Consider the following 13,531-nt stretch of genomic DNA (forward strand, 5'->3'; position numbering starts at 1 on the left):
TTAAGCCGGGTTCAAAGCCCAAAAAACTCGCGGGCCGTCAATTCATCTCGCGCAATTTGCGCTTTTAGTTCATCCAGCGAACCAAATCGCTGCTCGTTGCGTATTTTTTTACGCAGTATCACATCTATATGGCGACCATAAAGGTCCATTACAACGTCCAGCAGGTGCACTTCTAACTGTTGACGCACACCGGCGACGGTCGGACGCGTGCCAATGTTGGCGACGCCGAAGAACGGCTTATCGCCCAGTCCTGCTACTTCCACCGCATACACCCCTTTAACCGGGGAAACCTGACGACGCAGCGGTATATTCGCCGTCGGGAAGCCTATCGTGCGGCCCAGCGCATCGCCATGGACCACGCGGCCAGAGATGGTGAACGGATGCCCCAGCAGGGTTTCTGCCGTGTCCAGGTCATCATTAGCCAGCGCCTGACGCACCGCCGTGCTGCTGACGCGCACGCCGCCTTCGCAGAAGGTCATCGCGCTGGTGACGTCAAATCCATACTCCAGACCAGCCTTCTGTAATAGCAAGAAATCGCCCTGACGACCAGCGCCAAAGCGGAAATCATCCCCCACGGCGAGAAACTGTACGCCAAGACGCTTAACCAGCAGGTCGCTGACGAAATTTTGTGCTGTCAGCGCGGCAAAGCGACGATCGAAACGTAAACACAATACATAGTCCACGCCGGACTCCGCCAGATAGCGCAATTTCTCGCGCAGGCGAGTGAGTCGGGCGGGAGATTTATCGCCCGCGAACAGCTCCAGCGGCTGCGGCTCGAAAATCATCACTACAACGGGCAGGCCACGGGCCTCCCCTTCTTTACGCAATCCCTGCAACAGCGCCTGATGACCACGATGCACGCCGTCGAAATTACCAATAGTCAGCACGCACCCGTGTGGCGCGCTGCTGAGATTATGTATGCCGCGTATCAGCTTCATGTCTGGCTCAAAACAGTGAAAATCGCCAAAGTATACCTTGTACAGCGGTTAAGGTTAACCGGCGATTGTTCGCGCAAAACAGAAAGCCGTAATGATTTCATCAGGCTGACCTTTCGCAGCGAAAAAATCTGCTCCTGAACTGCGATTTTTATGCCGAAAGGCTGTATTCAGGGAAGACAAGCTGGTAGAATCCTGCGCCATCACTACGTAACGTAGCGTCGCTAATTAACGGCGCTTATTTGCACAAATCCATTGACAAAAGAAGGCAAAGAGGGCATATTCCTCGGCCTTTGAATTGTCCACATAGAACATATTTGGGAGTTGGACTTGGCTAATATCAAATCAGCTAAGAAACGTGCCGTTCAGTCTGAAAAGGCTCGTAAGCACAACGCAAGCCGTCGCTCTATGATGCGTACTTTCATCAAGAAAGTATACGCAGCAATCGAAGCAGGCGACAAAGCTGCAGCGCAGAACGCATTTAACGAAATGCAACCAATCGTGGATCGTCAGGCTGCTAAAGGTCTGATCCACAAAAACAAAGCAGCGCGTCATAAAGCAAACCTGACCGCGCAGATCAACAAACTGGCTTAATCGCTACTTGTTGTTGCTTGTTTAAAGAACCCGCTTAACGCGGGTTTTTTTATGCCTTCAGTTTGCCGGTGGCGTAAACAGCGCCGCGTAGTCACGATTGCAGATTCGCTGCACCGCCGGGTGCTGAATCATTCTTTCGGCAAATATGGCGTGGTACTCCTCCATCACGTTGTCCACTCTGCCTATCTCCGTAATCTTGTCGTCTGAATAGAGATCGTGCGCGTACAGCGTCGGCGCAACGAAGATCGCATTATGCGCTTCGCCAAAGGCTTTCATCAGCGCCGCATCGTCGAACTCTCCGAGGATTTCTACCTTCAGCCCCTGCGAGTTAAACCAGTTCAGCAGCTTGCGTCCGAGCATGGAACGTCGCCCAGGTACCAGCAGGCGGCGCTCTTCAAGGCTCGCGGGAAACGGTTTCTCCGGCGGCGGATTAATGCACCAGAAGCTCACGCCGCATTCGCCAATCTTCACCGAGAACAGCCCTTCCTGCTGGGTGGAGTCAATCGGGCAGTCCGAGATAATCATGTCCAGCTTGTGCTGGCTCAGCTGTTCCAGCAGCATCTCGTGGGTGGATTCAAAGCAGCGCAGGTGGATTTGCTCATCTTCGACTACCGCCGCATCCAGCACGCCGCTCACCAGCCGCTTGGACAGCGCATCCGCCACGCCCACGTCAAAGAGCAGGTTCGACTCTTTGCGGTAGTTGACGATATCCAGCATCTCCTGGCTCAGGGTGAACATTTTGTCCGCATAGCGGAACACCAGTTCACCCAGTTCGCTGGGTTCAATCCCACGCCCTTTACGCTTGAACAGCTTGCCCTGCAGGCGCTCTTCCAGGGCCTTGATCTGCCCGGTGATGGTTTGCGGCGTCAGGTAGAGCGCCTCTGCCGCCCCCACCACCGAGCCCTGTTTGTAAACGTGCCAGAAGTAGTACAGATGGTTGTAATTTAAATGAGACATCGCGTCTTCTCTCCCTGAGTGTGTATCGGGAGGAGGATCGCCTCCTCCCGGTGTTCCGCTATGCCTGGACGGCCTGTCCGGACAACTTCACCTTCAACAAGGTATAACCGATTACCGCGGCCAGTAATGACCCGATGAGAATGCCGAGTTTAGCCCAGACGATAAGCTCAGGCGCATGTGCACCAAACGCCAGCGTCGAGATAAAGATCGACATCGTAAACCCGATTCCACACAGCACGCCGACGGCCATAATTTGACCAAAGGTTGTGCCGTGCGGCAATGACGCCAGCTTCAGCTTCGTCGCCAGCCAGCAGAAGAGGCTAATGCCCAACGGCTTCCCAATAAACAGCCCGGCAATGATGCCCAGCGGCAGCACGGACGTCAGCCCGTCCAGCGTCACGCCGCCGAGGGAAACGCCCGCGTTGGCAAACGCAAACAGCGGTAGGATCATAAAGGCAACCCACGGGTGCAGCACGTGCTCCAGCTGTTTGGCTGGCGACTTGCCGTCCTGCGGTTTGAGCGGCACGAAGAAGCCCACAATCACGCCTGCCAGCGTGGCGTGCACCCCGGATTTCAGCACCGCCGTCCACAGCACCATCCCCACCAGGATATAGATACCGATGCGGCGAACATTGAAGATGTTAAGCAGCGCCAGCACCGCAATCGCCCCGGCGGCGACGCTCAGGGACAGGATGGACAGATCGCTGGTGTAGAACAGCGCGATAATCACAATGGCGCCCAGATCATCGATGATCGCCAGCGCCATCAGGAAGATTTTCAAGGCCACCGGCACGCGGCTACCGAGCAAGGCTAAGACACCGAGCGCAAAGGCGATATCCGTCGCGGCCGGGATCGCCCAGCCGTCACGCGCAACAGGATCCTGCCAGGTGAACGCCAGGAAGAGCAGCGCCGGCACCACCATCCCACCGAGCGCGGCAATCACAGGGAACGCCGCGCGCTGGCGGCTGGCAAGCGAGCCCAGTACCAGCTCGCGCTTAACCTCAAGCCCCACCAGCAGGAAGAACACCGCCATCAGCGCATCGTTGATCCACAGCAGCATGTTCTTGTTAATTTCGAGCGCCCCGACCTTCAGCTCAACGGGCGTTTCCAGAAATGCATGGTAGAATTCCTGCGTGATGCCAAGGTTAGCCAGCACCATCGCTGCCGCTGCGGCAATAATCAGGATCACGCCACCGGACGCCTCACTGCTAAAGAAACGGTGTAGTAATTTCATTTAAGTTCTCTCTTTTACAACAATACCTCGATAAAACCATAATACCAAGCCAAATAGCTCGGCAAAAACAGATTAATGTTGAGTATAGACTCAGTTTAACCGAGCTATACACGCCAATAAAAAAGCCCGGAATCGCTTCCGGGCTTTTCGAAGATGAAAACCAGCTAACGAATTAGCGAGTCAAATCATCGAAGAATTTTTTGACGCCATCGAAGAAGCTTTTGGAACGCGGGCTGTTTTTCTCACCCGTCGGGCCGCCAAAGCTCTCCTGCAGTTCTTTCAGCAGCTGTTTCTGCTTGTCGTTCAGGCCAACCGGCGTTTCCACAACGACGCGGCACAGCAGGTCGCCCTGGGCACCACCGCGAACGGATTTAACGCCTTTCCCGCGCATGCGGAACAGCTTGCCAGTCTGGGTTTCCCCAGGCACTTTCAGGTTCACGCGACCGTCCAGCGTAGGCACTTCGATTTCACCACCGAGTGCCGCCATCGCGAAGTTGATCGGCACTTCGCAGTACAGGTTATTACCTTCACGCTCAAAGATGGCGTGCTGTTTCACCTGCACCTGAACGTACAGATCGCCTGCCGGTGCGCCGTGCTCGCCTGCTTCGCCCTCGCCTGCCAGACGGATGCGGTCGCCCGTATCGACGCCAGCCGGGATCTTAACGGACAGAGTTTTGGTTTTCTCAACGCGACCGTGCCCGTGGCATTTGGTGCATGGATCTTTGATCAGCGTGCCGCGACCGTGACAGTGAGGACAGGCCTGCTGTACCGCGAAGAAGCCCTGACGCATCTGTACCTGACCAGAGCCGTGACAGGTTGGACAGGTCTGAGGCTGCGTACCCGCTTTCGCGCCGCTGCCGTGGCAAACGTCACACTCTTCCAGCGTAGGGATACGGATCTCTTTGGTTACGCCGCGAACGGCCTCTTCCAGCGTCAGCTCCATGTTGTAGCGCAGGTCAGCGCCGCGCGCCGCGCGCTGACGACCACGACCGCCGCCGAAGATGTCGCCAAATACATCGCCAAAGATATCGCTGAAGTCAGCGCCGCCGCCAAAGCCGCCGCCACCGAATCCACCGCCGCCCATGCCGCCCTGTTCAAAGGCTGCGTGACCGTACTGGTCATAGGCCGCACGTTTTTGTGCATCGGTCAGGACTTCGTAGGCTTCTTTGATCTCTTTAAATTTGGCTTCAGCCTCTTTGTCACCCTGGTTACGGTCCGGGTGGAATTTCATGGCCAGGCGCTTATACGCCTTTTTGATTTCACGCTCTTCCGCAGTTTTTGGAACGCCTAAAATCTCGTAATAGTCTTGCTTTGCCATTGGTTTTTTTAAGCCCCTTAACATGCGAGCACGGGCGTGGAGAATTCTCCTACGCCCGTGCCGATTAATTACCCTGCATCAGGGCGATTATTTTTTATCTTTAACTTCTTCGAACTCAGCGTCGACAACGTCGTCGTCTTTCGCGTTGTTCGCTGAAGCGTCAGCGCCCGCCTGCTGTTGAGCGTGCTGCTGCTGAGCGATTTCCATCAGCTTCTGAGAAGCCTGCGCCAGTTCCTGCATCTTCGCTTCGATGTCCGCTTTGTCTTCACCTTTCAGTGAGGATTCCAGCGCACTCAGTGCAGCTTCGATAGCAGTCTTGTCTTCCGCTGGCAGTTTATCGCCTGCTTCTTCAACCTGCTTACGGGTGCTGTGCAGCAGATGGTCACCCTGGTTGCGGGTCTGAACCAGCTCTTCGAACTTACGGTCGGATTCCGCGTTAGCTTCGGCATCGCGAACCATTTTTTCGATTTCTGCTTCGTTCAGGCCAGAAGATGCCTTGATGGTGATCTTCTGCTCTTTACCGCTGTTTTTGTCTTTCGCAGACACGTGCAGGATACCGTCAGCATCGATGTCGAAGGTCACTTCGATCTGCGGCATGCCGCGCGGTGCCGGGTTAATACCGTCCAGGTTGAACTGACCCAGAGATTTGTTATCCGCCGCACGCTTACGCTCACCCTGAATCACATGGATGGTTACCGCAGACTGGTTGTCTTCAGCGGTAGAGAACACCTGGCTGTGTTTCGTTGGGATGGTGGTGTTTTTGTTGATGAGCGCAGTCATCACACCGCCCATGGTTTCGATACCCAGAGACAGCGGGGTAACGTCCAGCAGCAGTACGTCTTTAACTTCACCGGTCAGTACGCCACCCTGAACCGCAGCACCGATTGCGACCGCTTCGTCCGGGTTAACGTCTTTACGTGGCTCTTTACCAAAGAACTCAGCCACTTTCTTCTGAACCATTGGCATACGGGTCTGACCACCAACCAGGATAACGTCCTGGATGTCAGATACAGACAGGCCAGCGTCCTGCAGAGCAACTTTCAGCGGCTCGATAGAACGGTTCACCAGGTCTTCTACCAGGCTTTCCAGTTTCGCACGGGTCACTTTGATGTTCATGTGTTTAGGACCGGTCGCGTCTGCGGTGATGTACGGCAGGTTCACGTCGGTCTGCTGAGCGGAAGACAGCTCGATCTTCGCTTTCTCAGCGGCTTCTTTCAGGCGCTGCATGGCCAGCGGGTCGTTACGCAGGTCAATGCCCTGATCTTTCTTGAACTCGTCAACGAGGTAGTTGATCAGACGAGTATCGAAGTCTTCACCACCCAGGTGGGTATCACCGTTGGTTGCCAGAACTTCGAAGGTTTTTTCGCCATCAACTTCGTCGATTTCGATAATAGAGATATCGAAGGTACCACCACCCAGGTCGTAAACCGCGATAGTACGGTTGCCAACTTCTTTATCCAGACCGTAAGCCAGTGCAGCAGCGGTTGGTTCGTTGATGATACGTTTTACTTCCAGACCTGCGATACGGCCAGCATCTTTAGTTGCCTGACGCTGAGCATCGTTGAAGTAGGCAGGTACGGTGATAACAGCTTCAGTTACCGGTTCACCCAGGTAATCTTCAGCGGTTTTCTTCATTTTTTTCAGCACTTCAGCAGAAATCTGCGGTGGTGCAGTTTTAGCGCCTTTCACATCAAGCCATGCATCGCCGTTATCTGCCGCGATGATTTTGTAAGGCATGATGGAAACGTCACGCTGAACTTCTTCGTCCTGGAAGCGGCGACCAATCAGGCGTTTAATCGCAAACAGGGTGTTTTGCGGGTTTGTCACTGCCTGACGTTTAGCCGGCTGACCAACCAGAGTTTCACCATCCTGGGTATAAGCAATGATAGAAGGCGTGGTGCGATCGCCCTCGGCGTTCTCCAGCACGCGTGCAGTAGTGCCATCCATAATCGCTACACAAGAGTTGGTAGTACCCAGGTCGATACCAATAATTTTACCCATCTAAACGTCTCCACTAAAAATTCAGTCAACATGTGGTTGTGTACCTGTAATAAGGGCAGAACGTGCTTTTTCAACTGCCCAGATTTGATTTTTTTCAGGTCCACACACTGCGGTTGACTACAAGATGGGGTCGCGACGGCATCCATCAAGGGGCAAGCATAAAAAAAATTTTAATTTCACCCTGATGAGATCATAGACGCCATCGATTGCGCCCATTATGATGCCGCGCCCAGTCAGGGAGAACTGACGCGGGTTTAACCATTTCACCATATTAATGATGATTTTTTTGAGGACTTATGGGCAACACTAAGTTGGCTAATCCGGCTCCGCTGGGCCTGATGGGTTTTGGCATGACCACTATCCTGCTGAACCTGCACAATATCGGGATGTTCCCGATGGATGGCATCATCCTGGCGATGGGCATTTTTTACGGCGGTATCGCGCAAATCTTCGCGGGCCTGCTGGAATATAAGAAAGGCAATACCTTCGGCTTAACCGCCTTCACCTCTTACGGTTCTTTCTGGCTGACCCTGGTTGCCATTCTGCTGCTGCCTAAAATGGGCATGGCAGACGCGGCAAACGCCCATTTCCTGGGCGTTTACCTGGGCCTGTGGGGCGTCTTCACCCTGTTCATGTTCTTCGGTACCCTGAAAGGTAACCGCATGCTGCAGTTCGTTTTCCTGAGCCTGACCGTGCTGTTCGCCCTGCTGGCGATTGGGCACCTGGTGGATAACGAAGGCATCGTTCATATTGCAGGCTGGATTGGTCTGGTTTGCGGCGCAAGCGCTATCTACCTCGCAATGGGTGAAGTGCTGAACGAGCAGTTTGACCGCACCATTCTACCGATTGGTGAAAAACACTGATCCCTCTGTCGTGCCCGCCTCGCGGGCACGACATCCCCCCGCCTGACGCAGCCAAAATCCTAATACCAGCCCCATCAGCGAGAGCGCGAGTACATACCAGGCTGGCGCCATCGGCGACACGCCCATCAGCACGGTAACCGCAATCGGCGTCAGCCCGCCGAAAATGGCATACGACACGTTATAGGAAAATGAGATCCCGGTGAAGCGTACCTCCGGCGGGAACGCGCGGACCATCACGTACGGTACCGCCCCGACAACGCCCACGCACAGCCCTACCACGCCGTACAGCAGAAACAGCTGTTCAGGATGGCTGCCCGCCAGATGGTAAAACGCCCAGCTTGATGCGGCCAGTAACAGGCTGCCGACGATAAAGGTAACGCTGGCGCCGAAACGATCTGCCGCCAGCCCGGCGGCGAGACAGCCAAAGCAGAGCATGATTGTCGCGATACTGTTCGCCTGAAGCGTCACGGCAGGGGCGAAGCCGTACTGCTTTTGCAGCCACACCGGGGACATCAATATCACCACCACAATGCCCGCCGAGAGCAGCCAGGTGAGCAGCATCGACACCACCACCGCTTTTTTATGGCGTACCACGACCGCCTTCACCGGCAGCTCCTGCGCCAGCGCTTTGCGCTGCTGCATCTCGAGGAAAATCGGCGTCTCCTGCAGCCAGCGGCGCAGGTACATCGCGACCAGACCAAACGCTCCGCCCAGCAGGAACGGAATACGCCAGCCCCAGTCATGCACGGCCTGCTGCGTCATGCTGGTGTTCACAATCGTTGCGACCACCGAGCCGAGCAGGATTCCGACGGTCAGCCCCGCCGTTAAGGTTCCGCAGGCGATACCAATGCGGCGCGCCGGAACATGCTCCGCGACAAACACCCATGCGCCCGGCACTTCGCCGCCAATCGCCGCGCCCTGAAGGACGCGCATCAGCAATAGCAGCAACGGAGCAAGAATGCCCATCGAGGCATAGGTGGGCAGCAGACCAATAGCCAGCGTCGGCACGGCCATCAGCAGGATGCTGAGGGTAAACATCTTCTTACGCCCGACCAGATCGCCAAAGTGGGCCATGATAATGCCGCCCAGCGGACGCGCCAGATACCCGGCGGCAAAAATGCCGAAGGTTTGCACCTGACGCAGCCATTCCGGAATATTCGCCGGGAAGAAGAGTTCTCCCACCACGGCGGCGAAGAAGACGAAGATGATGAAATCGTAAAACTCCAGCGCGCCGCCTAAGGCCGCGAGCGTGAGGGTTTTGTAGTCCTGTCGATTCAGAGGTCGGGTGTTATGTGACATAGCGAACCATTGTGCGTGTGTTGTGGATTTATTTTTACAGCAATCGTAAAGAAAAAATTACTATACCGTAAAAGCTTTACCACGCTATCGCCGCTTCAGCTAATGTCACATATTGATTAATTTCAGGATATTATTTCGCGACGTGCGTTTTTCGGGCGAAAAGCTGCTACCACTTTCTCATCAGTTTCCACATACGGACCGTCAAGCAGCTGTATACAATACGGTACACTTGCAAAGATGCCGTGCACGAGGACGCTGCCATCTTCCGCCTTCAGCCCTTCCAGCGTCTCTTTGATCGACTTCGGCTGGCCCGGCAGGTTCAGGATCAACGCCTGCTTGCGGATCACCCCCACCTGGCGGGAAAGGATGGCCGTCGGAACAAAGTGTAGACTTATCTGGCGCATCTGTTCGCCGAAGCCCGGCATTTCACGATCGGCAATCGCCAGCGTTGCGTCCGGCGTCACGTCGCGGCGCGCGGGGCCGGTTCCGCCCGTCGTCAGAACAAGGTGGCAGCTCATCTCATCCACCAGCTCGCAGAGCGTCTGCTCGATGATCGGCTGTTCGTCAGGGATCAGGCGGGTCTGAATGTCAAAGGGGGTGGTCAGCGCGCTGCCAAGCCACTCTTCCAGAGCGGGGATGCCTTTATCCTGGTAAACACCGCTGGAGGCGCGGTCAGAAATCGACACTAAGCCGATGCGTAAGGTATTCATATCCATTCCATTCAAAGAGTACTGATTAAAGGGAATGATACACGCAGAGAGGAAATTCAGACAGAGGCGGGGGTAAGACGCGTGACCGGAAGCCCGGTCACGCAGAATGATTACAGCAGGTCGCCGATCATTTTTTCCAGTTTGCCCTGGTCAACAGCAAACTTACGGATACCATCCGCCAGTTTGTCTACAGCCATTGGATCCTGGTTGTGCTGCCACAGGAACTCGGATTCAGTGATGCGCTCTGGGCGTGCTTTCACTTCACCGGTGTAGGACAGTTTACGCTCCAGGGTACCTTCGCTTTCAGCCAGCTCTTTCAGCAGTGCAGGCGCGATGGTCAGGCGGTCACAGCCAGCCAGCTCGATGATTTCACCGATGTTACGGAAGCTTGCGCCCATAACCACGGTCTCATAGCCGTGCTGTTTGTAGTATTCGTAGATTTCAGTAACAGAAACCACGCCTGGATCTTCAGCCGGTGCGTACTCTTTCTTATCGGTGTTGGCTTTGTACCAGTCCAGAATACGGCCCACGAACGGAGAAATCAGGTATACGCCCGCTTCCGCACATGCACGCGCCTGCGCGAAGGAGAACAGCAGGGTCAGGTTACAGTTGATACCGTCTTTTTCCAGCTGCTCTGCCGCGCGGATACCCTGCCAGGTGGAAGCCAGTTTGATCAGGATACGGTCGTTGCTGATGCCAGCGTCGTTGTACATTTTGATCAGACGTTTCGCTTTGGCGATAGACGCTTCGGTGTCGTAGGAGAGACGCGCATCCACTTCGGTAGAGATACGGCCAGGAACCAGCTTCAGTATTTCCAGACCGATGTTCACTGCCAGCTTGTCGGTGGCATCCACAACCTGCTGCGCGCGGTCGTTGCTCTGTGCTTTCGCCCAGGTCACTGCGTCGTCAATCAGTTTGCGATACTCAGGGATCTGTGCGGCGTTAAGGATCAGAGAAGGGTTAGTTGTGGCATCCTGCGGCTGGTACAGCTTCATTGCCGCGATATCTCCGGTGTCAGCTACGACAGTGGTGAACTGACGAAGGGAGGTCAATTTATCCGTCATGATAGTGTTTCTCTTTTAACGTGCCCTGGATAATTCACGCTACCGACAGCATGCCTGCAGCGGAAAAATGACAGGTTTACTTGTTAGGGGGATGTAACCGGTCTGCCCTGATGATAACACGACGGAGGGGTAGCGCAACCGCAGACAGTGCGCTTAGGCAGAGTATGGTAAACTGGGAAGATTAACAGGCTGCTAAGCAACAGCATGCCCAATCAGTGGTAGCGCTTACATATTCACATTGGCATCAACAAGAGGGACGTTAATGCCTGATTTCTTTTTCTTTATTAACGAAGTCCTCTGGGGTTCGATAATGATTTACCTGCTTCTGGGAGCAGGTATTTGGTTTACGCTACGCAGTGGGTTTATCCAGTTTCGTTATATTCGCAAGTTTGGCAGAAGTCTGAAAAACAGCGTTACGCCCCAGCCGGGTGGATTAACGTCGTTCCAGGCCCTCTGTACCAGCCTGGCGGCACGACTCGGCAGCGGTAATCTGGCGGGCGTTGCGCTGGCCATCAGCGCCGGCGGGCCAGGCGCGGTCTTCTGGATGTGGGTGACGGCGCTACTCGGAATGGCCACCTCCTTTGCCGAAAGTTCGCTCGCCCAGCTTTATAAAGAGAAAGATAAAAACGGCCAGTTTCGCGGCGGTCCTGCCTGGTACATGGCGCGTGGCTTAGGGATGCGCTGGATGGGCGTCCTGTTCTCGCTTTTTTTACTGCTCGCGTACGGTCTTATTTTTAATACCGTCCAGGCAAATTCTGTCGCCAATGCCCTGAGCTACGCCTTCTCCTGCCCGGAGTGGGTCGCCGGTATTGCTTTAGCCCTCGTCGTTCTGCTCACCATTTCTGCCGGTCTTAAGGGTATCGCCCGCCTGATGCAGTGGCTGGTTCCCATTATGGCGCTGCTCTGGGTTGCCGCGAGTCTGTTCGTCGCCGCACTGCATATCGACCTGGTGCCGGGCGTGATTGCGACCATCGTCAAAAGCGCGTTTGGCTGGCGCGAGGTGGCCTCCGGGGCGCTGGGCTACACCTTCAGCCAGGCGCTGATGGCGGGTTTTCAGCGGGGTATGTTCTCCAATGAAGCCGGTATGGGATCAACCCCCAACGCGGCAGCCGCCGCCTCTTCCTGGCCGCCTCACCCGGCCGCACAGGGCATTGTGCAGATGATTGGCGTCTTTACCGATACCATTATCATCTGTTCCGCCAGCGCCATGATTTTGCTGCTGGCAGGCCCCGTACCGCATTCCTCAGGAACCGCCGGGATACAGCTTCTCCAGCAGGCGCTGGTGAACCTGACCGGCGGCTGGGGCGCAGGGTTTGTCTCGCTCATCCTGATCTTATTTGCCTTCAGCTCGATTGTGGTGAATTACCTCTACGCCGAAAATAACCTTATTTTCCTGAAGCTCGACTCCCGCGCCGCAATCGGAACCCTTCGCCTGGGGGTCATACTGATGGTGATAGCAGGCTCCCTGCTCAGTATGCCGCTGGTCTGGCAGCTGGCCGATATCATTATGGCGCTGATGGCGATCACGAACCTCACGGCGATCCTGCTGCTTTCGCCCGTTGTGACCCTGATTGCCAGAGACTATCTGCGTCAGCGCAAACTCGGCGTTCCGCCGGTATTTGATCCCGCCCGCTATCCCGATATTAAGGCGCAGCTTGCCCCCGGCACGTGGGATGATTTGCCGCGGCAATAACAGCTATCGATCAATTCAGGGCGATTTTTTGCTAAAGTGCTCTAAATTTCCTGCAAGGACTGGATATGCTGATTCTGATTTCACCTGCAAAAACGCTCGACTACCAGAGCCCGCTCGCCACCGAGCGCTATACCCAGCCTGAACTGCTGGACTACTCGCAGCAGCTGATCCGCGAAGCGCGTAAGCTCTCTGCGCCGCAAATCGCCTCGCTGATGAGCATCAGCGACAAGCTGGCCGACCTGAACGCGACCCGCTTTCACGAGTGGCACCCGGATTTCACCCCGGCTAACGCTCGCCAGGCGATTCTGGCCTTTAAAGGCGATGTCTATACCGGCCTGCAGGCGGAAGATTTTAGCGAAGCCGATTTCGATTTTGCTCAGCAGCATTTGCGCATGCTGTCGGGTCTGTACGGCGTGCTGCGCCCGCTGGATCTGATGCAGCCGTATCGTCTGGAGATGGGGATTCGCCTGGAAAACGCCAAAGGTAAAGACCTGTACCATTTCTGGGGCGATATCATTACCGACAAGCTGAACGCGGCGCTGCGCGCGCAGGGCGATAACGTGGTGATTAACCTGGCATCCGATGAGTACTACAAGTCGGTGAAACCGAAAAAGCTGGATGCAGAGATTATCAAACCGGTCTTCCTTGACGAGAAGAACGGTAAGTTCAAAGTGATCAGCTTCTACGCCAAGAAAGCGCGCGGCCTGATGAGCCGCTACATCATCCAGAACCGCCTGACGAAGCCGGAGCAGCTGACCGCCTTTAACAGCGAAGGCTATTTCTTTGACGAGGCGTCTTCGGGGAAAGGCGAGCTGGTGTTTAAGCGCCACGAGCAGTAAAAACATACCCCGCCAGATGGCGGG

General features: G+C 55.4%; 12 protein-coding genes and 1 pseudogene. 4 read left to right on the top strand and 9 right to left on the bottom strand.

The genetic code is table 11. The annotated features are described in order from the left end of the window. Positions 1–11 precede the first annotated feature (11 nt). Both ribF and BJ885_RS23495 read right to left on the bottom strand, forming a co-directional pair. Complete coding sequence (ribF, locus tag BJ885_RS17100; RefSeq protein ID WP_121932475.1) at positions 12–938, bottom strand: bifunctional riboflavin kinase/FAD synthetase; 927 nt, start codon at positions 936–938, stop codon at positions 12–14. A gap of 7 nt (positions 939–945) precedes the next feature. Beyond that, positions 946–1,164: pseudogene (locus BJ885_RS23495) on the bottom strand (DUF2575 domain-containing protein). Between the two features lie 101 nt (positions 1,165–1,265). On the opposite strand from BJ885_RS23495, the gene rpsT reads away from it, so the two are divergent. Further along, positions 1,266–1,529, top strand: coding sequence for a 30S ribosomal protein S20 (gene rpsT / locus BJ885_RS17110; protein WP_003856458.1), 264 nt, complete (start codon positions 1,266–1,268; stop codon positions 1,527–1,529). 57 nt (positions 1,530–1,586) lie between these two features. Here the strand turns inward: rpsT and nhaR are convergent, their stop codons facing one another. The 4 genes from nhaR to dnaK all read right to left on the bottom strand — a co-directional run bounded on the left by nhaR (position 1,587) and on the right by dnaK (position 7,039). Continuing rightward, the gene (gene nhaR / locus BJ885_RS17115) at positions 1,587–2,486 is read right to left on the bottom strand and encodes a transcriptional activator NhaR (RefSeq protein ID WP_121932474.1); all 900 of its coding nucleotides are present in this window, start codon (positions 2,484–2,486) and stop codon (positions 1,587–1,589) included. A 58-nt stretch (positions 2,487–2,544) separates the two neighbouring features. After that, a complete protein-coding gene (nhaA, locus tag BJ885_RS17120) occupies positions 2,545–3,720 on the bottom strand; it encodes a Na+/H+ antiporter NhaA (RefSeq protein WP_121932473.1) in 1,176 nt (391 codons plus the stop codon). Positions 3,721–3,892: 172 nt separating this feature from the next. Then, positions 3,893–5,038 (bottom strand): molecular chaperone DnaJ, encoded by a 1,146-nt coding sequence (gene dnaJ, locus BJ885_RS17125; protein ID WP_023310347.1) that lies wholly within the window; start codon positions 5,036–5,038, stop codon positions 3,893–3,895. Positions 5,039–5,125: 87 nt separating this feature from the next. After that, positions 5,126–7,039, bottom strand: a complete 1,914-nt coding sequence (dnaK, locus tag BJ885_RS17130) for a molecular chaperone DnaK (protein ID WP_024907421.1) — start codon at positions 7,037–7,039, stop codon at positions 5,126–5,128. A 296-nt stretch (positions 7,040–7,335) separates the two neighbouring features. Here dnaK and satP point away from each other — a divergent pair, with 296 nt between their 5' ends. Beyond that, positions 7,336–7,902, top strand: a complete 567-nt coding sequence (satP, locus tag BJ885_RS17135) for an acetate uptake transporter (protein WP_096149828.1) — start codon at positions 7,336–7,338, stop codon at positions 7,900–7,902. Here satP and BJ885_RS17140 read toward each other — a convergent pair. The 3 genes from BJ885_RS17140 to tal form a co-directional block, all read right to left on the bottom strand. Further along, positions 7,879–9,201, bottom strand: coding sequence for an MFS transporter (locus BJ885_RS17140; protein WP_121932472.1), 1,323 nt, complete (start codon positions 9,199–9,201; stop codon positions 7,879–7,881). The two genes, satP and BJ885_RS17140, sit on opposite strands and share 24 nt — an antisense overlap. 122 nt (positions 9,202–9,323) lie before the next feature. Next, on the bottom strand, positions 9,324–9,911 hold the full coding sequence (gene mog, locus BJ885_RS17145) for a molybdopterin adenylyltransferase (protein WP_029740861.1): 588 nt from the start codon (positions 9,909–9,911) through the stop codon (positions 9,324–9,326). A 110-nt stretch (positions 9,912–10,021) separates the two neighbouring features. Beyond that, positions 10,022–10,975 (bottom strand): transaldolase, encoded by a 954-nt coding sequence (tal, locus tag BJ885_RS17150; RefSeq protein ID WP_121932471.1) that lies wholly within the window; start codon positions 10,973–10,975, stop codon positions 10,022–10,024. Between the two features lie 262 nt (positions 10,976–11,237). On the opposite strand from tal, the gene BJ885_RS17155 reads away from it, so the two are divergent. Together BJ885_RS17155 and yaaA are read left to right on the top strand one after the other, a co-directional pair. Next, positions 11,238–12,668 (top strand): sodium:alanine symporter family protein, encoded by a 1,431-nt coding sequence (locus BJ885_RS17155; RefSeq protein ID WP_121932470.1) that lies wholly within the window; start codon positions 11,238–11,240, stop codon positions 12,666–12,668. A gap of 65 nt (positions 12,669–12,733) precedes the next feature. Beyond that, positions 12,734–13,507 carry a peroxide stress protein YaaA gene (gene yaaA / locus BJ885_RS17160; protein ID WP_024907416.1) on the top strand — a complete coding sequence of 258 codons (774 nt, stop codon included), beginning with the start codon at positions 12,734–12,736 and terminating at the stop codon, positions 13,505–13,507. Positions 13,508–13,531 lie beyond the last annotated feature (24 nt).

Origin of the sequence: Enterobacter sp. WP_7_1 (assembly GCF_003688535.1) — a bacterium.
Lineage (GTDB): Bacteria > Pseudomonadota > Gammaproteobacteria > Enterobacterales > Enterobacteriaceae > Enterobacter > Enterobacter asburiae.

Coding starts and splice junctions, on each gene's coding strand:
- satP (WP_096149828.1), top strand. CDS start 7,336: ATGGGCAACACTAAGTTGGCTAATCCGGCTCCGCTGGGCCTGATGGGT.
- BJ885_RS17155 (WP_121932470.1), top strand. CDS start 11,238: ATGCCTGATTTCTTTTTCTTTATTAACGAAGTCCTCTGGGGTTCGATA.
- mog (WP_029740861.1), bottom strand. CDS start 9,911: ATGAATACCTTACGCATCGGCTTAGTGTCGATTTCTGACCGCGCCTCC.
- dnaJ (WP_023310347.1), bottom strand. CDS start 5,038: ATGGCAAAGCAAGACTATTACGAGATTTTAGGCGTTCCAAAAACTGCG.
- tal (WP_121932471.1), bottom strand. CDS start 10,975: ATGACGGATAAATTGACCTCCCTTCGTCAGTTCACCACTGTCGTAGCT.
- nhaR (WP_121932474.1), bottom strand. CDS start 2,486: ATGTCTCATTTAAATTACAACCATCTGTACTACTTCTGGCACGTTTAC.
- nhaA (WP_121932473.1), bottom strand. CDS start 3,720: ATGAAATTACTACACCGTTTCTTTAGCAGTGAGGCGTCCGGTGGCGTG.
- ribF (WP_121932475.1), bottom strand. CDS start 938: ATGAAGCTGATACGCGGCATACATAATCTCAGCAGCGCGCCACACGGG.
- dnaK (WP_024907421.1), bottom strand. CDS start 7,039: ATGGGTAAAATTATTGGTATCGACCTGGGTACTACCAACTCTTGTGTA.
- BJ885_RS17140 (WP_121932472.1), bottom strand. CDS start 9,201: ATGTCACATAACACCCGACCTCTGAATCGACAGGACTACAAAACCCTC.
- yaaA (WP_024907416.1), top strand. CDS start 12,734: ATGCTGATTCTGATTTCACCTGCAAAAACGCTCGACTACCAGAGCCCG.